The 17,201-nt window shown below is 71.0% G+C and carries 16 protein-coding genes; 11 read left to right on the top strand and 5 right to left on the bottom strand.

Features of this window, described 5'->3' with window-relative positions; translation table 11 throughout:
- Nucleotides 1-34: 34 nt before the first annotated feature.
- Complete coding sequence (glp, locus tag QC385_RS05665; RefSeq protein ID WP_279540150.1) at nt 35-1,372, bottom strand: molybdotransferase-like divisome protein Glp; 1,338 nt, start codon at nt 1,370-1,372, stop codon at nt 35-37.
- A gap of 4 nt (nt 1,373-1,376) precedes the next feature.
- Complete coding sequence (gene galU, locus QC385_RS05660) at nt 1,377-2,279, bottom strand: UTP--glucose-1-phosphate uridylyltransferase GalU (RefSeq protein ID WP_279540149.1); 903 nt, start codon at nt 2,277-2,279, stop codon at nt 1,377-1,379.
- A gap of 93 nt (nt 2,280-2,372) precedes the next feature.
- On the opposite strand from galU, the gene QC385_RS05655 reads away from it, so the two are divergent.
- Nucleotides 2,373-2,996: a 5-formyltetrahydrofolate cyclo-ligase gene (locus tag QC385_RS05655; protein WP_279540148.1), complete on the top strand. Its 624-nt coding sequence runs from the start codon at nt 2,373-2,375 to the stop codon at nt 2,994-2,996.
- 57 nt (nt 2,997-3,053) lie between these two features.
- On the opposite strand, the gene QC385_RS05650 is transcribed toward QC385_RS05655, so the two are convergent.
- Entirely contained in the window at nt 3,054-5,894 is a 2,841-nt protein-coding gene (locus tag QC385_RS05650; protein ID WP_279540147.1) for a penicillin acylase family protein, read from the bottom strand.
- A gap of 238 nt (nt 5,895-6,132) precedes the next feature.
- Here QC385_RS05650 and QC385_RS05645 point away from each other — a divergent pair, with 238 nt between their 5' ends.
- From QC385_RS05645 to mscL, 6 genes are all read left to right on the top strand, one after another.
- Nucleotides 6,133-7,662 carry a potassium/proton antiporter gene (locus tag QC385_RS05645; protein ID WP_279540146.1) on the top strand — a complete coding sequence of 510 codons (1,530 nt, stop codon included), beginning with the start codon at nt 6,133-6,135 and terminating at the stop codon, nt 7,660-7,662.
- A 274-nt stretch (nt 7,663-7,936) separates the two neighbouring features.
- The gene (locus QC385_RS05640; protein WP_279540145.1) at nt 7,937-9,250 is read left to right on the top strand and encodes an MFS transporter; all 1,314 of its coding nucleotides are present in this window, start codon (nt 7,937-7,939) and stop codon (nt 9,248-9,250) included.
- 67 nt (nt 9,251-9,317) lie between these two features.
- Complete coding sequence (locus QC385_RS05635; protein ID WP_279540144.1) at nt 9,318-9,623, top strand: FmdB family zinc ribbon protein; 306 nt, start codon at nt 9,318-9,320, stop codon at nt 9,621-9,623.
- A 77-nt stretch (nt 9,624-9,700) separates the two neighbouring features.
- Complete coding sequence (locus QC385_RS05630) at nt 9,701-10,579, top strand: S-methyl-5'-thioadenosine phosphorylase (RefSeq protein WP_279540143.1); 879 nt, start codon at nt 9,701-9,703, stop codon at nt 10,577-10,579.
- A 168-nt stretch (nt 10,580-10,747) separates the two neighbouring features.
- Nucleotides 10,748-11,335 carry a hypothetical protein gene (locus tag QC385_RS05625; RefSeq protein WP_279540142.1) on the top strand — a complete coding sequence of 196 codons (588 nt, stop codon included), beginning with the start codon at nt 10,748-10,750 and terminating at the stop codon, nt 11,333-11,335.
- A gap of 120 nt (nt 11,336-11,455) precedes the next feature.
- Nucleotides 11,456-11,914, top strand: coding sequence for a large conductance mechanosensitive channel protein MscL (mscL, locus tag QC385_RS05620; RefSeq protein ID WP_086845575.1), 459 nt, complete (start codon nt 11,456-11,458; stop codon nt 11,912-11,914).
- Between the two features lie 55 nt (nt 11,915-11,969).
- Here mscL and QC385_RS05615 read toward each other — a convergent pair whose 3' ends face one another.
- Nucleotides 11,970-12,152, bottom strand: a complete 183-nt coding sequence (locus QC385_RS05615; protein WP_279540141.1) for a hypothetical protein — start codon at nt 12,150-12,152, stop codon at nt 11,970-11,972.
- Between the two features lie 56 nt (nt 12,153-12,208).
- On the opposite strand from QC385_RS05615, the gene QC385_RS05610 reads away from it, so the two are divergent.
- From QC385_RS05610 to QC385_RS05595, 4 genes are all read left to right on the top strand, one after another.
- Nucleotides 12,209-13,486: a low temperature requirement protein A gene (locus QC385_RS05610; protein WP_279540140.1), complete on the top strand. Its 1,278-nt coding sequence runs from the start codon at nt 12,209-12,211 to the stop codon at nt 13,484-13,486.
- Between the two features lie 157 nt (nt 13,487-13,643).
- Nucleotides 13,644-14,684, top strand: coding sequence for a P1 family peptidase (locus QC385_RS05605; RefSeq protein WP_279540139.1), 1,041 nt, complete (start codon nt 13,644-13,646; stop codon nt 14,682-14,684).
- A 166-nt stretch (nt 14,685-14,850) separates the two neighbouring features.
- Nucleotides 14,851-16,068, top strand: coding sequence for a L,D-transpeptidase (locus tag QC385_RS05600; RefSeq protein WP_279540138.1), 1,218 nt, complete (start codon nt 14,851-14,853; stop codon nt 16,066-16,068).
- Nucleotides 16,069-16,247: 179 nt separating this feature from the next.
- Nucleotides 16,248-16,994, top strand: a complete 747-nt coding sequence (locus QC385_RS05595) for a DUF6227 family protein (protein ID WP_279540137.1) — start codon at nt 16,248-16,250, stop codon at nt 16,992-16,994.
- Between the two features lie 10 nt (nt 16,995-17,004).
- Here the strand turns inward: QC385_RS05595 and QC385_RS05590 are convergent, their stop codons facing one another.
- A complete protein-coding gene (locus QC385_RS05590) occupies nt 17,005-17,160 on the bottom strand; it encodes a hypothetical protein (RefSeq protein ID WP_279540370.1) in 156 nt (51 codons plus the stop codon).
- Between the last annotated feature and the right edge of the window lie 41 nt (nt 17,161-17,201).

Here is a 17,201-nt window from a genome sequence, read left to right as displayed (position 1 = left end):
CTGTGCGCGACACGGTACCCCCAACCAGCGCCTCTCAGCCGATCAGGACCACCTCGACCTCGGCGCCGGGCTCGACGGACTCGGTGTCCTCGGGGACGACGATCAGCGCGTCGGCGCGGGCGAGGGCCGCGACCAGGTGGGATCCGGCGCCGCCCACCGGGGCCACCCGTCCGTCGGCGTACGTGCCGCGCAGGAACTGGCGGCGGCCCTTCGGGGAGGTCAGCGCCTTGTCCGCGGTCAGCGTCGCCCGGGTCGTCGGCCGGTGGACGTCCTGAAGGCCCATGAGGGCGCGGATGGCGGGGCGGACGAACAGTTCGAAGGAGACGTACGACGACACCGGGTTGCCGGGCAGGGCCAGCAGCGGCGTGTGGTCGGGGCCGATGGAGCCGAAGCCCTGGGGCTTGCCGGGCTGCATGGCGAGCTTGCGGAACTCGATGCCGCTGCCCGCCTCGTCCTCGTCGGCGACGTGCGACAGGGCCTCCTTGACGACGTCATACGCACCGACGCTCACACCGCCCGTGGTGACCACCAGGTCGGCGCGGACCAGCTGGTCCTCGATGGTGGAGCGCAGGGTCTCGGCGTCGTCGGCGACGGCGCCCACGCGGTAGGCGATGGCGCCGGCGTCGCGGGCGGCGGCGGTGAGGGCGAAGCTGTTGGAGTCGTAGATCTGACCGGTGCCCAGTTCCGTGTCGGGCGGGACCAGTTCGCTGCCGGTGGAGAGCACCACCACGCGGGGGCGCGGGCGGACGCGGACCGTGCCGCGGCCGATCGCGGCGAGCAGGCCGATCTGGGGCGGGCCGATGATCGTGCCGGCCTCCAGGGCGCGGTCGCCGGCCTTCACGTCACTGCCCTTCGCGCGCACGTGCGCGCGGGCCTCGGCCGGGCGGTACACGTGCACGTGTCCCGTGGCGCCCTCGGGGCCCAGGCTGCGGGCGCGCATCCCGGCCACCGGGCCCTCGCCGAGCCCGCCGTCGGTCCACTCGACGGGCACGACCGTCTCGGCGCCGGGCGGCAGCGGGGCGCCGGTCATGATGCGGGCGGCCTGGCCGGGGCCCACATGGAGCGGCTCGGCCTGGCCGGCGGCGACGTCCCCGACGACCTCCAGGGCCGCCGGGAACTCCTCGCTCGCGCCCGCGACGTCCGCGACCCGCACCGCGTAGCCGTCCATCGAGCTGTTGTCGAAGGGCGGCAGGGACACCGGCACCGTGAGGTCCTCGACGAGGACGCAGCCCTGGGCGTCGAGCAGATGCAGCTCGATGGGTTCCAGGGGCCGGACGGTGGCGAGGATGTCCTCCAGGTGCTCCTCCACCGACCACAGGTGGTCGGGGCCCGAGTGGTCCTGGCCGGTGACGCGGGGCGCGGCGCTGCTCAACGTGTTACATCTCCTCGGCTACGTAACTGCGAAGCCAGGTCCGGAAGTCCGGGCCCAGGTCTTCACGTTCGCATGCGAGTCGGACAATGGCACGCAGGTAGTCACCGCGGTCGCCGGTGTCATAGCGGCGGCCCTTGAAGACGACACCGTGCACCGGGCCGCCGATGTTCTCGTCTTCGGCGAGCTGCTGGAGGGCGTCGGTGAGCTGGATCTCACCGCCGCGGCCCGGCTGGGTCTTGCGCAGTATGTCGAAGATGTGCGGGTCGAGTACGTAGCGGCCGATGATCGCGTAGTTGGACGGGGCGTCGGCCGGGTCGGGCTTCTCGACGAGGCCGCTGACCTGGACGACGTCGCTGTCCTCGGTGGTCTGGACGGCGGCGCAGCCGTAGAGGTGGATCTGCTCCGGGGCGACCTCCATGAGCGCGATGACGCTGCCGCCGCGCTGCTCCTGGACCTCGACCATGCGCTGGAGCAGGGGGTCGCGGGGGTCGATCAGGTCGTCGCCGAGGAGGACGGCGAAGGGCTCGTCACCCACGTGCGGGGCGGCGCACAGGACGGCGTGACCGAGGCCCTTGGGGTCGCCCTGGCGGACGTAGTGCATCGTCGCGAGGTCGCTGGACTCCTGCACCTTGGCGAGGCGGCCGGCGTCACCCTTCTTCTGAAGCGCCGATTCCAGCTCGTAGTTGCGGTCGAAGTGGTCCTCGAGGGGGCGCTTGTTGCGGCCCGTCACCATGAGGACGTCGTCGAGACCCGCGGCGACGGCCTCCTCGACCACGTACTGGATCGCCGGCTTGTCGACGACCGGCAGCATCTCCTTGGGAGTGGCCTTCGTGGCCGGCAGGAACCGGGTACCGAGGCCTGCTGCTGGAATGACAGCCTTGCTGATCCGAGGGTGCGACTGAGTCATGCCCGCCACCATATCCGGTGCCTTTGCATGGAATCTGCGGCTCCGGTTCATAGGCGCTCATATGAGCGTATTGCAACGGTACGGGAGCAACCATTGAGTCACATCGGACGTCCGGGCGAGCCTGACAAGCGGAGTTTGCGGCGCGATCTCCTCGCGGTGAGGAACAGGTTGACGGCGGATGACCTGCGGGAAACCGCGCTCGCGCTGGCCCGGCGGGCGCTGGAGCTGCCCGAGTTGGCGCGGGCCGGCACGGTGGCCGCGTACGTCTCCGTGGGGAGCGAACCGGGCACGCGCGCGCTCCTGGACACGCTGCGCGCCCGGGGCGTGCGCGTCCTGCTCCCGGCCCTGCTGCCCGACAACGACCTGGACTGGGGCGTCTACGAGGGCGAGGGCTCGCTGGCGCGTGTCCAACACGGCGGCCGGATGGCCCTCTTCGAGCCCGCGGGCGCGCGCCTCGGCCCGGACGCCGTGACCGCCGCCGACGCCGTGCTGCTGCCGGGCCTGGCGGTCGACACGCGCGGCATGCGGCTGGGGCGCGGCGGAGGCTCGTACGACCGCGTGCTGGCGCGGCTGGAGCGGGCGGGCTCGCGTCCCTCGCTGGTGGTGCTGTTGTACGACTCGGAGGTGGTCGGGCACGTCCCGGAGGAGCCCCACGACCGGCCGGTGCACGCGGTGGTGACGCCGTCGGGGGTGCGGCGGTTCGGGCAGGAGACCTGATGCGGAACGGCCCTCCACGCGTGCGTGGAGGGCCGTTCGGTTTCCGGTGTCAGCGGCTCACGGCTTGAGCACCAGCTTGTCGGCCGTGCCGTCCTCGACCGCCTTGTCCGAGAAGGACCACGGGAGCAGTTCCCCCTCGGCCCACTTGTCCGTCTGGTCGACGTAGTGGGCGCTGTAGGCGTGCCCGGAGGCGCCGCTGAGGTTGATCCAGCGGGACTTGTCGAGGTCGCCGAGGTTCACGACCATCCGCATGGACGGCACCCACACCACGCCGTAGCCGCCGGCCGCGTTCCAGCCGGTGGCGTTGACGGTGGCCTCGCCGCCGCTGAGCTCCCAGGGGCCGCGGTTGAGGGCGTACTGGACAAAGCCGGGGCCCTCGGTGCCGAGGGTCTGGTTCTTCAGGAACAGGCGGTGCAGCCGGCCCCAGGTCCAGGTGTCGATGTCCTTGCCGAGCTTGGCGGTCAGCTCCCAGCGGGCGTCGATCATCGCGCGCCGGAACAGCTGGTCGCGGTTGACGGCGGCGGGGCGGGTGCCCGCCTTGGACGTCTTCCACCAGTCGCTGTCCGGCTGGTCCATCAGCTTGCGGACCACCTCGAACCAGCGGTCACCGCCGTCGGGCTGCGCCAGGTCGGGGTCGCGCTCGCCGCACTCGCGCACGTCCTCCGCCTCGTCGGCGGGCCCGGTGGTGTTGACCGGCTTCACCCACAGGCACTGGCCCTTGACCCGCAGCTCCTTGGGCAGCTTGTTGCCGAAGGCGAGCTTGAGGATGTTGCGCCAGACCGCGTTGAAGTAGGCGGCGGCCGCCGAGTCGGTGTCCTGGGTGTAGTCCCAGCCCTCCAGCAGCTTCTGCGCCTCGCGGACGTCCTTGTTCTTGGTGTCGATCTTGAGCAGCGTGGGCACCAGCAGCCGGGCGATCTCGCTGCTGTTGTCCAGCTGCATCTGGCGCATGTCGTCCGTGGAGATCTTGCCGCCGTCCTTGATCTTCGACTGGATCAGGTCGGTGATCCGCTGGCTGCGCGTGCCGTAGCCCCAGTCCTTGGTGAGCGTGTAGGGGTACTTGTCCGGGTCGACCACGGCCTGGTTCGCGGTGACGATGTAGCCGCGGTCCGGGTTGTACTCGTACGGCAGCTCGTCCTGCTCGATGTAACCCGTCCAGCGGTACTTGGGGTCCCAGCCGGGCGCCGGGACGGAGCCGTCGTCGTCCTGGGAGCGCGTGGGGATCCTGCCCGGCAGGGTGTAGCCGATGTGGTCCTCGGTGTCCGCGTAGATCAGGTTCTGCGAGGGCACGTCGAACAGTGCGGCGGCCTTGCGGAAGTCGGTCCAGTTCTTCGCCCGGTCCATGGCGAAGACGGCGTCCATGCTGGTGCCCGGCTGAAGCGCGGTCCAGCGCAGGGCGACACCGTAGCCGTCGCCTCTGTCGGGCGCTGCGGTGTCGACGGCGGCCTTCTTGCCGACCTTCACGAGCTCCTTGGCCCGGTCGGACAGCAAGGGCCCGTTGTTGGTCTCGCGGACGACGATCTCCCTGGGCGAGCCGCCGGCGACCTTGATGGTCTCCTCGCGCGTCTCGAAGGGCTTGACCTTGCCGTCGTACAGGTAGCCGTCGCCGGTGATCTTCTCCAGGTAGAGGTCCGTGACGTCGACGCCGGAGTTGGTCATGCCCCAGGCGATGTCCTGGTTGTGACCGATTATCACGCCCGGCATGCCGGCGAAGGTGTAGCCGCTGACGTCGTACTGGCACGCGCTGGAGACGCTGCGGCAGTGCAGGCCCATCTGGTACCAGACGGACGGCAGCGAGGGCGACAGGTGCGGGTCGTTGGCCAGCAGTGGCTTGCCGGTGATGGTGTGCTTCCCGCTGACGACCCAGGAGTTGGAGCCGATGCCGTCGCCGTTCACGCCGACGGCCGGCGGGAGGTCGCTCAGGGCATCGCTGAGGCCGGTGAGCTGACTGTCCAGGCCCGAGGTGCCGGAGGCGGTGCCCGAGGCGCCGGAAGCCGTGCCGGAGGTGCCGGAAGCCGTGCCCGCGGTGCCCGCCGTGCCGGCCGCGGTGCCGCCGGTTCCGCCTGTGCCCGTGCCCGCGCCCGCGCCACCGGTGCCGGTGCCGCTCGTGCCGCCCTGTTCGAACGCGCCCGTCAGCTCGTCGTACTGGCCGTCCTGGACGATCGCCTTGTTCCGGCTGTACGGATACCGCGGGTACAGCTCGGCGATCTGCTTCGGGCCGAGGCGGCTGGTCAGCAGGGCGCGGTCGATCTCGTCCTGCATGTTGCTGCGCAGGTCCCAGGCCATCGCCTTCAGCCAGGAGACCGAGTCGACCGGGGTCCACTTCTGCGGCTTGTAGTCGTTGGTGAACCCGAGCGCCGCGTACTCCAGGGAGATGTCCTTGCCGTCCTTGCCCTGGAGGTAGGCGTTGACCCCCTCGGCGTAGGCCTGGAGGTACTTCTTCGTGGCGGCCGACAGCTTGGTGTCGTACTCCTGCTTGGCGACCCGCTCCCAGCCGAGCGTGCGCAGGAACTCGTCGTTGTCGACCTGGCTCTTGCCGAACATCTCCGACAGCCGGCCGGCGGCCATGTGACGGCGTACGTCCATCTCGTAGAACCGGTCCTGCGCCTGGACGAAGCCCTGCGCCATGAACAGGTCCGCGTCGGAGGAGGCGTAGATCTGCGGGATGCCGTGGTCGTCGCGTTTGACCTCGACGGGTCCCGAGAGGCCCTTGAGCGTGAGGGTGCCCTTGGTCTGCGGGAACGAGGCCCGGACGGTGCTGATGGACCAGTACGCCCCGAAGGCGACGCCTCCGATCAGTGCCAGCACCAGGACGAACACGATCAGACGTACTTTGCGCCCCTTTCTCCTGCCGGACTTGCCGGGCTGCTGACCCGTGGAGGCGGTGGTGTCGGTGGGCATCGCTGTCCTTGCTGTCCTAAGTCGAGCGGCAGGTTCGGCTGTGCTTTTAACTGAGCGCTGGAGCAACGATAGGCGCAGGGCCTTGCGCCCCTTGACGCGGAGTCGGGAACCAGCACGGACGAACGTTCGATCTCGCCCTCGGAAGTGTCAAGAAATCGTCAAGAGTTAGGTAAGGTAACGAAGTAGTTGGCGCAATGCGCCACCGCGTCATGTGCGATGTACGTGAGCCCACGCGCGTGTGCGCGTGAGCCAGGGAAGGATTCGGCCGCTGACTGTTCACCACCTCAACCAGCTCCTGCTCGTCTGCTCGCTCGTCCTGCTCGTCGCCGTCGCAGCGGTACGGATCTCCTCGCGCAGCGGGCTCCCCAGCCTGCTCGTGTATCTGGGGATAGGCGTCGCCATGGGCCAGGACGGCATCGGCGACATCCACTTCGACAACGCCGAACTGACCCAGGTCATCGGATACGCGGCCCTGGTCGTGATCCTGGCCGAGGGCGGTCTGGGCACGAAGTGGAAGGAGATCAAGCCGGCCCTGCCGGCCGCCACGGCACTGGCGCTGGCCGGTGTCGCGGTGAGCGTCGGGGTGACGGCGACGGCCGCGCACTACCTGATCGACCTGGAGTGGCGGCAGGCGTTGATCATCGGGGCGGTCGTCTCCTCGACCGACGCGGCGGCCGTGTTCTCCGTGCTGCGGAAGATCCCCCTCCCCGCGCGCGTGACGGGCACGCTGGAGGCGGAGTCCGGCTTCAACGACGCCCCGGTGGTCATCCTCGTGGTCTCGCTGTCCACGGCTGGTCCGGTCGAGCACTGGTACGTGCTGCTCGGCGTGATCCTGCTGGAGCTGGCCATCGGGGCGGCCATCGGGCTCGCGGTGGGCTGGCTCGGCTCCTGGGGGCTGAGGCACGTGGCGCTGCCGGCCTCCGGCCTCTACCCGATCGCCGTCATGGCCATCGCCGTGGTGGCGTACGCGGCGGGCGCACTGGCCCACGGCAGCGGCTTCCTCGCGGTGTATCTCGCCGCGATGGTGATGGGCAACGCGCGGCTGCCGCACTGGCCGGCCACGCGCGGCTTCGCCGACGGGCTGGGCTGGATGGCCCAGATCGGCATGTTCGTCCTGCTCGGCCTGCTGGTCACCCCGCACGAGCTGGGCGACGACATCGTGCCCGCGCTCGTCATCGGGCTGGTGCTGACCATGGTGGCGCGTCCGCTGAGCGTGGTGGTCTCCCTGTCGCCCTTCCGGGTCCCCTGGCAGGAACAGGCCCTCATGTCCTGGGCCGGACTGCGCGGCGCGGTGCCCATCATCCTGGCGACCATCCCCATGGTGGAGGGCGTGGAGGCGAGCCGCCGGATCTTCAACATCGTCTTCATCCTGGTCGTCGTCTACACCCTGGTCCAGGGCCCGACGCTGCCGTGGCTGGCCCGCACGCTGCGCCTGGGCGACGGCTCGGAGGCCGCCGACCTCGGCATCGAGTCGGCCCCGCTGGAGCGGCTGAGCGGGCATCTGCTGTCCGTGGCGATCCCCGACGGGTCGAAGATGCACGGCGTGGAGGTCAACGAACTGCGACTGCCGCCCGGGGCCGCCGTGACGCTCGTCGTACGCGCGTCGGAGTCGTTCGTTCCGCTTCCTACGACGGTGCTGCAACGCGGGGACGAGCTCCTCGTCGTGGCCACGGACCCCGTGCGGGACGCCACCGAGCGCCGGCTGCGCGCGGTGGGCCGCGGCGGCAAGCTGGCCGGATGGCTGGGGACGGACGGGGCGAGTCGTTAAGCGCGGTTCTCGTCGTTCATGGTCCCGATTTCGCAGGCGGGCGCATCCACAGTGCTCTTTTTCACAGGTCGGCCTTCCCATGTGCCTGTACGATGAAGGCGTTACCCAAGATCGAACCACCTCTGCCTGACGCAGAGCTGGCGCGACCGTATGGCGGTCGGGTCGCCCCTCCTCAACCGGGCCCCGGCATCTACCGCAGTTCCGCGCAAGAGGACAGCTCTCGGCGCCGCCCGCTGACGGGCCCGCGCTACCAGGCGGCAGAAAGGCACGGGCCGTGGCGTCCACGGTCACCTCGAAGAAGTCGAAGAACTCGATGACCTCGAAGAACTCGACGGCTTCCGCCCGCCCGGGATACGGCCGGCTGCTGCGCACCCGCGGCGCCTGGACGTTCCTGCTCCCCGGCTTCGCGGCGCGCCAGCCGTTCGCGATGCTGACGATCTCCATCGTGCTGCTGGTGCAGCACACCACCGGCTCCTACGGAGCGGCGGGCGCCGCCGCGGCCGTCACCGGTGTCTCCATGGCGCTCTTCGCTCCCTACAGCGGCCGCCTCGCCGACCGCTACGGGCAGCGTGCCGTACTGGTCCCCGGCGTGCTGCTGCACACCCTGTCCGGGCTGACGCTGACGGCGCTGGCGCTCATGGACGCGCCCTTGTGGGCGCTGTTCGTGGCGGCCGTCCCGACCGGTGCCTCGGTGCCGCAGGTCGGGCCCATGGTGCGGGCCCGCTGGGGCGTGAAGCTCAAGGACTCGCCGCTGATGACCACCGCGGCGGCCTTCGAGTCCGTCACGGACGAACTGACCTTCGTCGTCGGCCCGCTGCTGGCCACCGCCCTGTGCACGGCCGTCGACCCGGCCGCCGGGCTGGTCACGGAGGCCTCGCTGACCCTGATCGGCGGTCTGCTGTTCGCCGCGCAGAAGAGCACCCAGCCGTCGGTCGCAGGCGGCAGCGGCCACGCGCGCGTGGAGCCCGTTTCCGCGCTGCGGATTCCCGGGGTGCGCGTGCTCATCGTGACGTTCCTGGGCATCGGGTCCGTCTTCGGCGGTATGCAGGTCTCGCTGGCCGCGTTCACCGAGTCGATCGGCGAACCGGGCCTCAACGGCGTCCTCTACGGGATCTTCGCCGCGGGCAACATGCTCTCCGGCGTCGTCTGCGGCGCGATCGCCTGGAAGGTGGCCCCGCAGCGGCGCCTCGTCGTCGGCTACACGGCGCTCGCGCTCACCGCGTCGGGCCTGTGGGCCGCCCACTCGGTGCCGGTCCTCGCCGGACTCGGCCTGCTGGTCGGCATGTGCATCGCGCCCGCCCTGATCACCGGCTACACCCTGGTCGAGAGCCTGGTCCCGGCCGGTGCCCGCACCGAGGCCTTCACCTGGCTGACGGGCGCGGTGGCGCTCGGCCAGGCTGCCGCCGTCACGGTCGCCGGGCAGCTGGAGGACCGCCTCCGGGACGGCGCCGGTTTCCTGGTGCCGATGGGCGGCACCGTGCTCGCCCTGGCGACCCTCCTGGCCCTGCGTTCCCGGCTGTCGGGACGCGCCCAGGGCCGCACCGTCGCGCGTGGCGTGGGTCACCGCGTGCCGGTGGCAGTGGACTGAACGGCCGGAATACGTCAAGATGGATCGTCGTTAGCACTCATCGAGTGAGAGTGCCAGGAGGAAGACAGTGCCCACCTACCAGTACCAGTGCACCGAGTGCGGCGAGGGCCTCGAGGCGGTGCAGAAGTTCACCGACGACGCCCTCACCGAGTGCCCCAGCTGCAAGGGCCGCCTGAAGAAGGTGTTCTCTGCGGTCGGCATTGTCTTCAAGGGCTCCGGCTTCTACCGGAACGACAGCCGCGGCTCCTCGTCGAGCAGCACCCCGGCGTCGAAGTCGTCGAGCACCTCCTCGTCGTCCTCGGACTCCGGCTCCGGTTCCGGTTCGAGCTCGTCGTCCGGCACGGGCAGCTCCACCAGCACCACCGCCGCGTAAGGCCTGTTTCTTGCTGGACCCTGTCGCCTTTCGGCGGCGGGGTCCTCGGCGTTTCCGCGTGCGGTTAGGGTGCGGGCATGGTGAACAAGGCGAACGTGGCGGACACGGGCGGCGGGGCGAACGTGGAGGGCGCCGGGATCGGCGTCATCGGCGGCTCGGGGTTCTACTCCTTCCTCGACGACGTGACCGAGGTCCAGGTCGACACCCCCTACGGGTCGCCCAGCGACTCCCTCTTCCTCGGCGAGGTCGCCGGCCGGCGCGTCGCCTTCCTGCCCCGGCACGGACGGGGCCACCATCTGCCGCCGCACCGGATCAACTACCGGGCCAACCTGTGGGCGCTGCGGTCGGTCGGCGTGCGCCAGGTGCTCGCCCCGTGCGCCGTCGGCGGTCTGCGTCCCGAGTACGGGCCCGGCACGCTGCTGGTTCCGGACCAGTTGGTCGACCGGACCAAGTCCCGCGCGAACACCTACTTCGACGGGCTGCCGCTGCCCGACGGGACGGTGCCGAACGTGGTGCACGTGTCGCTGGCCGACCCCTACTGCCCCGCCGGGCGGGCCGTCGCGCTGAAGGCGGCGCGCGGGCGGGACTGGGAGCCGGTGGACGGGGGCACGCTGGTCGTCGTCGAGGGGCCGCGCTTCTCGACCCGTGCCGAATCGTTGTGGCACCAGGCGCAGGGCTGGTCGGTGGTGGGCATGACCGGCCACCCCGAGGCGGCGCTCGCCCGCGAGCTGGAGCTCTGCTACACGTCCCTGACCCTGGTCACCGACCTCGACGCCGGTGCCGAGACCGGGGAGGGCGTCTCGCACGACGAGGTGCTGCGGGTGTTCGCGGCGAACGTGGACCGGCTGCGGGGAGTGCTGTTCGACGCGGTGGCGGGGTTGCCGGGGGAGGACGAGCGGGGCTGTCTTTGTGTGAACGCGTTGGGTGGGATGGATCCGGGGTTTGCGCTGCCGTAGGTGGTGGGCTGTCTGGGGCTGTGGGCTGGCTGTGGGGGCGGAAGTTGCCGTTCGGGTGAGGGAGTTGTCCACAGGCCGGCGGTGGGTCCACAGGCCTGAGCGGGCGGTGGTGGGAAGCCTCATCGTGGGGAGCGCAAGCCGGTCGCTCGTCACAGGTGGTGGTTCCCCATGTCCCGCGCTCCGTCCTCCCCTTTCCTCACCCTGCCTTCTTGGTCTGTTGCCGCATGCCCACCCGGGCCCGAGGTCCCGGCGGCGCGTGAGGTACCGCAGTTCGACCCCGTACGGGTACGCGGCGGCCGAGTCGGCCGGCTGGTGCGGCACCGGCGGCGGGCCCTGGCCGTGGGGCTCGCAGTGACCGCGACCGCCCTGGTGGCGGCCGGACCGCGCGGCTCCGACGGGGCCCGTGGGCATCCCCGAGCTCAGCCTCCCGCGCACGCGGCCCCGGTGTACGGGGAGCAGCCCGTGCGGACGCGTCGTGCCGCGCGGGCGGTGACGGCCCCTGTCCGGATCGCTGACGCGGCCACCGTACGGCTGCTGCGGCCCGGCGACCGGGTGGACGTCATCGCCGCCGAGGAGACGGTGCGGGGCGGTGACGCCCGGGTGGTCGCGCACGGGGCCAGGGTGACGGAGGTGCCGGAACCGCTGGAGGGCGCGGGCGACGGCGGTGCGCTGGTGGTGCTGTCGGTGCCGCGCGCCACGGCCGTCCGGCTCGCCGGTGCGAGCGCCACCGCGCGGTTGGCGGTGACGCTGTGCTGACCTCCCTGATTGCGTCAAGTCGCTCGTTCGAAGGACCCAGGTGCTCCGTTCGGCGCAACGTTGACGTAGGTTGCGGAGCGTTTTGTTCCGCAAGCTGCTCGTGCGAGGAGAGACCCCGAGGTGAGCGAGAAGAAGGAACCGAGCCTCTGGGAGGGCTTCAAGGCCTTCCTGATGCGCGGGAACGTCGTCGATCTGGCGGTGGCGGTGGTGATCGGTGCCGCCTTCACCAACATCGTCAACGCCGTGGTGAAGGGGATCATCAACCCCGTCGTCGGGGCCATCGGGACCAAGAACCTCGACCACTACAGCTCATGTCTGAGCTCGACGTGCGAGGGCGAGCAGGGCATTCAGATCCTGTGGGGTTCCGTCCTCGGTGCCGCGCTGAGCTTCGTGATCACCGCGGCGGTGGTCTACTTCCTGATGGTCCTGCCCATGGCCAAGTACCTGGCCCGGCTGGAGGCCCGCCGCAAGGCGAAGGAGGGCGCGCAGGAGGTCATCGAGGTGACCGAGCTGGAGGTGCTGAAGGAGATCCGGGACGCGCTGGTCGCACAGCGCGGCTCCGGACACGATCGGCAGTAGCAGCGCAGTTGCGGGCACGATCGGCAGCAGCGCTACGGGCGGCCGCCCGGCCGGCTCAGAGGTGGTGGGGCGGCTTCTCGTCGAGGAAGCGCTTGAGGTCGGCCGCGCCGCCGCCCCCGCTGTCGGAGCGCTCGCCCCAGCCTCGGTCGGTGTCGTCGGAGGACTGCTGGTCGAGCGGGTCGTCGAAGACCAGCGCGGGCTTCGGTGCGCGCGGCTCGGGATCGGGGGCGGTGCTCATGCGTCCAGGGTACGGTCGCGGAGAAAATCCCCGCGCCTTCTGTTGTGCTGGGACTCATGACCTCCAGCCCGTCTCCCCCGCCCGGCCCCTCCGGTACGCCGGCCCGGTCCGGCACGCCGGTCCCTTCCGGCGCGCCCGGCGGCCGGGGACCGCTGCGCAGGTTCAGGGCCCGCGGACGCGACGAGGCGCATCGGGCGGCCACGCCCCTGGAGCTCTTCTTCGACCTGTGCTTCGTCGTGGCGGTGGCCCAGGCGGGCATCCAGTTGGTGCACGCCGTCGCCGAGGGGCATGCGGGCGAGGGGATCCTCGACTACGCGATGGTGTTCTTCGCCCTGTGGTGGGCGTGGATGAACTTCACGTGGTTCGCGTCGGCGTACGACAACGACGACGTGCTCTACCGGGTTGTCACGCTGGTGCAGATCGCCGGTGTGCTGGTCCTCGCGGCGGGGGTCTCCCGGGCGTTCGAGGAGCACGAGTTCTTCGTGGTCTGGCTGGGCTACCTGATCATGCGGCTCGCCCTGGCGGCGCAGTGGCTGCGCGCGGCCCGTTCGGGCGAGGGCCCGGAGCGGACGACGGCCCTGCGCTACGCCGGTGGCGTGCTGCTGTGCCAGGTCGGCTGGCTGGGGCTGCTGTTCCTGCCCGAGGGTGCCCGGCCCTGGTGGTTCCTGGTCATGGCGCTGCTGGAGATGTGCGTGCCGCCGTGGGCGGAGAAGGACCACCCCACGTCCTGGCATCCGCGCCATATCGCGGAGCGGTACGGGCTGTTCACCATCATCGTGCTCGGCGAGACGATCGCCGCGGCAACGGTGGCCGTGAAGTCCGGAGTCGACGAGAACGACGCCCTGGGCGAGCTCCTCCCCATCGCGGCGGGCGGGCTGCTGATCATCTTCGCCGCGTGGTGGGTGTACTTCGTGGTGCCCATCCACGACCATCTGCGGTCCAACCGGCAGGCGTTCCTGTGGGGCTACGGCCACTATCTGGTCTTCGCGTCGGCGGCAGCGATCGGGGCCGGGCTGGAGGTGGCGGTGGAGCAGACGGTCGGCAAGGCGCACATCTCCACGCTGGCGGCCTCGGCCGCCGTGACCCTGCCGACGGCCCTGTACCTGTTGACTCTGTGGGCCCTGCACTCCCGCCACTTCAAGTCGGGCATCGCCCAGCAGCTGGTGCTCCCGACGACGGCACTGCTGGTGATCTGCTGCACGTTCCTCGGCGACTGGGCGGTGTTCGCGACGGGTGTCGTCTGCGCGCTGTCGGTGGTGGCCGGAGAGACCCTGGCCACGCGCAGGGCCGCCCGCGCCGCCCGCGCCGACGGGCAGGGGGTGCCGGCCGGGTGACGGCGCCCGCCAGGTCCCGGGTCCCCGCGAGCCGGGCGGGCTGACGGCGCCGATCAGCTGGCCACGCCGACGGGGAGCGGCCTGCTGGGCACGCCCACATGGACCCGACCGGCCGGGCACGCCCGCGGCGGCCTGGGTCTGGACAAGACTGGGGCGCATGACAGTTGACGCTCTGGTGGACGCTCTGACGGATGTCTCCGGCCTGCGGGTGGGGCACGCGACACGCGCCGGCGACGGCTGGCTCACCGGCACCACGGTGGTGCTGGCCCCGGAGGGCGGGGCGGTGGCCGCCGTGGACGTGCGGGGCGGTGGTCCCGGCACCAAGGAGACGGACGCGCTCGACCCGCGCAACGTGGTGCGGAAGGTCGAGGCGATCGTGCTGACCGGCGGCAGCGCGTACGGGCTCGACGCGGCTTCGGGGGTGATGGCCTGGCTGGAGGAACGGGGGCGCGGGATCCGGGTCGGGGCGGACCCGGCGCATGTCGTGCCGGTGGTGCCCGGCGCCTGTGTCTTCGATCTGGGGCGGGGCGGCGACTTCCGGGCCCGGCCGGACGCGGCCACCGGCCGTGCGGCGGTCGAGGCGGCCGCGGCGAGCGAGCCCGGCGCACCGGTGCCCGAGGGATGCGTGGGCGCCGGCACGGGGGCGGTGGTCGGAGTGGTGAAGGGCGGCGTCGGGGGCGCGAGCACCGTGCTCGCCTCGGGGATCACCGTGGCCGCGCTGGTGGTGGCCAATGCGGCGGGATCGGTGCTGGATCCGGAGACGGGGGTGCTGTACGGGGAGTTGTTCCAGGGGCGGGTGGAGTACCCGGAGGCGCGGGTGCACGAGGCCGCGCGGCGGCGCCTCGCCGAGACGGCCGCGAGGAGTTCGCCTCCGCCGCTCAACACCACGCTCGCGGTGGTCGCCACGGACGCGGACCTGTCGAAGGCGCAGGCGCAGAAGCTGGCCGGCACTGCGCACGACGGCATCGCCCGCGCGGTGCGGCCGGTGCACCTCCTCAACGACGGGGACACGGTGTTCGCGCTGGCGACCGGGGACCGCGCCCTGGACGCCGCGGACCCGCTCGCCCTCAACGAGATCCTCGCGGCGGGCGCGGACGTCGTGACGCGGGCGATCGTGCGGGCCGTGCGCGCCGCGGAACCGGTCGACGGGCCGGGCGGGGCGTGGCCGTCGTACGGGGAGCTGTACGCGGGCCGCTGAGCGGGCGGGCACCGCACAGCGGCTCCCCAGCGGTGCCGGACATTGTCCCCGCCTTGTAACGGTGATGTCGCTCATGGCGGTCGGACGCAACCCGACCGGCCGCCCGGCCCCTCTTCTCCCACGTACTGGAGCGGACCACGCACATCACTCGAACTGGGAGCAGCCCGTGACAACGCCGGACATTGCAGCGCGGCGCAAACTGGGGGCATGTGCCGCCCTGATGATCGGCGCCCTGACGCTCACCGCCTGCGGTGGCAGCGCCAACGCCGAGGACGACGCCAAGGGTGGCGACGACTCGGCGAAGACGTCCGTCGCGAAGATCGCCATCTCGGCGAAGGACGGTGCGACCGACGCCTCCATCAACTCGACCGGCGTCAAGGTCAGCGACGGGAAGCTGACCGACGTGAAGATGACGGTGGCGGGCAGCGATCAGGCCGTACCGGGCTCGATCTCCTCCGACGGCAAGGCCTGGAAGCCGAAGGAGCAGCTGGAGCGCGGCACCAAGTACCAGATATCGGCGACCGCGAAGGACACGAAGGGCCGTACGGCCGCCGCGAACTCCATCTTCACGACGGTCACCACGGCGAACAGCTTCATCGGGACGTACACGCCGGACAACGGCACCACGGTCGGTGTGGGCATGCCGGTGTCGTTCAACTTCGACAAGGCGATCACGAACCGCAAGGACGTGCAGTCGCACATCACGGTCACGTCCAGCAGCGGGCAGAAGGTCGTCGGGCACTGGTTCAACGGGCAGCGGCTCGACTTCCGGCCCGAGGAGTACTGGAAGGCCGGCTCCAAGGTCACGATGAAGATCGACCTGGACGGGGTCGAGGGTACGAACGGCGTCTACGGCGTGCAGAAGAAGACGGTCACCTTCACCGTCGGGCGCTCGCAGGTCTCCACGGTCGACGTCAACACGCAGACCATGACGGTCGTGCGGGACGGCAAGACCGTCAAGCAGGTCCCGATCTCGGCGGGCAGCCCGGAGCACACCACGTACAACGGGCAGATGGTGATCTCCGAGAAGTTCGTGCAGACCCGGATGAACAGCCGGACGGTCGGGCTCGGCGGCGAGTACGACATCCCGGACGTGCCGCACGCGATGCGCCTGACGACGTCGGGCACGTTCATCCACGGCAACTACTGGTACAACAAGGGCAACCCGCCCTTCGGCCGCCAGGGCACCAGCCACGGCTGCGTCGGCCTCGCGGACGTCCGGGGCGCCGGGGGCAGCACGCCCGCCAAGTGGTTCTACGACAACTCGCTCATCGGGGACGTGGTGGTCGTCAAGAACTCCCCCGACAAGACGGTGACGCCGGACAACGGGCTCAACGGCTGGAACATGGACTGGAGCCAGTGGGTCGCGGGCAGCGCCTCGTAAGCGGATGAACGACCTCCCCAACTGGGGTTTTTGACGGACCGACCGGGCCGCGCGGGAACTTTTCGCGCGGCCCGCGCGTTTTCCTGGACGTACGTTTTCTCGGTTCCCGGACATGATGTCCGACCGAGGGGCTACCGTATGCACCCACAAGGTGACATGCAGCAACGCCGGGAGAAACCTTGAGCGTTCCGTACGAGACGGCAGCGTACGAACCCCACGACTCGCCCGAGTCTCCGGAGGAGCACCTCACGCGACTCCTCGGCCGCGCCCTGAACTCCTTCGAGCTGCCGGACGAGACGATAAGGCGGCTGGACTGCGCGCTGGCGCACGACGGTTCGCTGCACTCCGCACACCACAGCGCGGGCCTGCACCGGGAGACGTACCGGCACACGTGGCTGCTCGCCGACGGTTCGGCGCTCACGCTCTGGGAGCTCGTCCACAACACGGCTCCGGGCAGCGAACCGCAGCACGAGGTGTACGTCGACGAGGAGGAGCTGCGCGCCGCCACCTCGCGTCTGCCTCTGCCGCCGGACACGCCTGACTTCGAACTGCCGGTGACGGTGCAGCTGTCCCAGGTCGCCGCGCCCCGGCACGCGTACGCCGGGGACGACTCGGCGGACCATGCGCGGCGTTTACTGCGCCGCGCGGAGAACGCGGACCGGCCGGGCGACGACACGGCGGCCCTGCTGGCCACGGCGTCCGGTCACCAGATCACCCAGGCCTTCGGCCGCCCGTGCCGCGCGGGCCGGGCGGGGCTGGGCTACTCGCTCTACGAGCACGCGTTCCTGCTGCGCGACGGCGCGGAGGTCTCCCTCTGGGAGGTGGAGCACACGGCGACGCCGGACGGGCGGCACATGTGCGAGGTGTACGCCAGTGAGGACGAGGCACGCGAGGCGATGGAGCGGCGGGCGGCGCCGCTCTCCTGATGCCGCAGCACTAGTGACTGTCGCCGAGGTGGCGCACCAGCTCGGCGAAGGCGTCTCTCTCCTCCGGGGTCAGTTCCACGGATTCCGACCGGTGACCTGTCTGCCGCTGTTGCGGGAGAGCGGGGAGGGAGTGGCCCTCGGGCCACCGGGAGACGTGCTCAGGCATGCGACCCAGTAGACACCACGGCCCGGGACTTCGGTCCCGGG

Source organism: Streptomyces sp. DH10, assembly GCF_029813805.1.
Classification (GTDB): Bacteria; Actinomycetota; Actinomycetes; order Streptomycetales; family Streptomycetaceae; genus Streptomyces; species Streptomyces coeruleofuscus.
Note: the sequence above shows the minus strand (reverse complement) of the source record. Positions and strands in the feature narration are given on the sequence as shown.

Bases quoted from the DNA above. Each gene is read 5' to 3' on its own strand.
- galU (WP_279540149.1), bottom strand. From the start codon at position 2,279: ATGACTCAGTCGCACCCTCGGATCAGCAAGGCTGTCATTCCAGCAGCA.
- QC385_RS05650 (WP_279540147.1), bottom strand. From the start codon at position 5,894: ATGCCCACCGACACCACCGCCTCCACGGGTCAGCAGCCCGGCAAGTCC.
- QC385_RS05630 (WP_279540143.1), top strand. From the start codon at position 9,701: ATGGTGAACAAGGCGAACGTGGCGGACACGGGCGGCGGGGCGAACGTG.
- QC385_RS05625 (WP_279540142.1), top strand. From the start codon at position 10,748: ATGTCCCGCGCTCCGTCCTCCCCTTTCCTCACCCTGCCTTCTTGGTCT.
- QC385_RS05615 (WP_279540141.1), bottom strand. From the start codon at position 12,152: ATGAGCACCGCCCCCGATCCCGAGCCGCGCGCACCGAAGCCCGCGCTG.
- QC385_RS05610 (WP_279540140.1), top strand. From the start codon at position 12,209: ATGACCTCCAGCCCGTCTCCCCCGCCCGGCCCCTCCGGTACGCCGGCC.
- QC385_RS05605 (WP_279540139.1), top strand. From the start codon at position 13,644: ATGACAGTTGACGCTCTGGTGGACGCTCTGACGGATGTCTCCGGCCTG.
- QC385_RS05590 (WP_279540370.1), bottom strand. From the start codon at position 17,160: ATGCCTGAGCACGTCTCCCGGTGGCCCGAGGGCCACTCCCTCCCCGCT.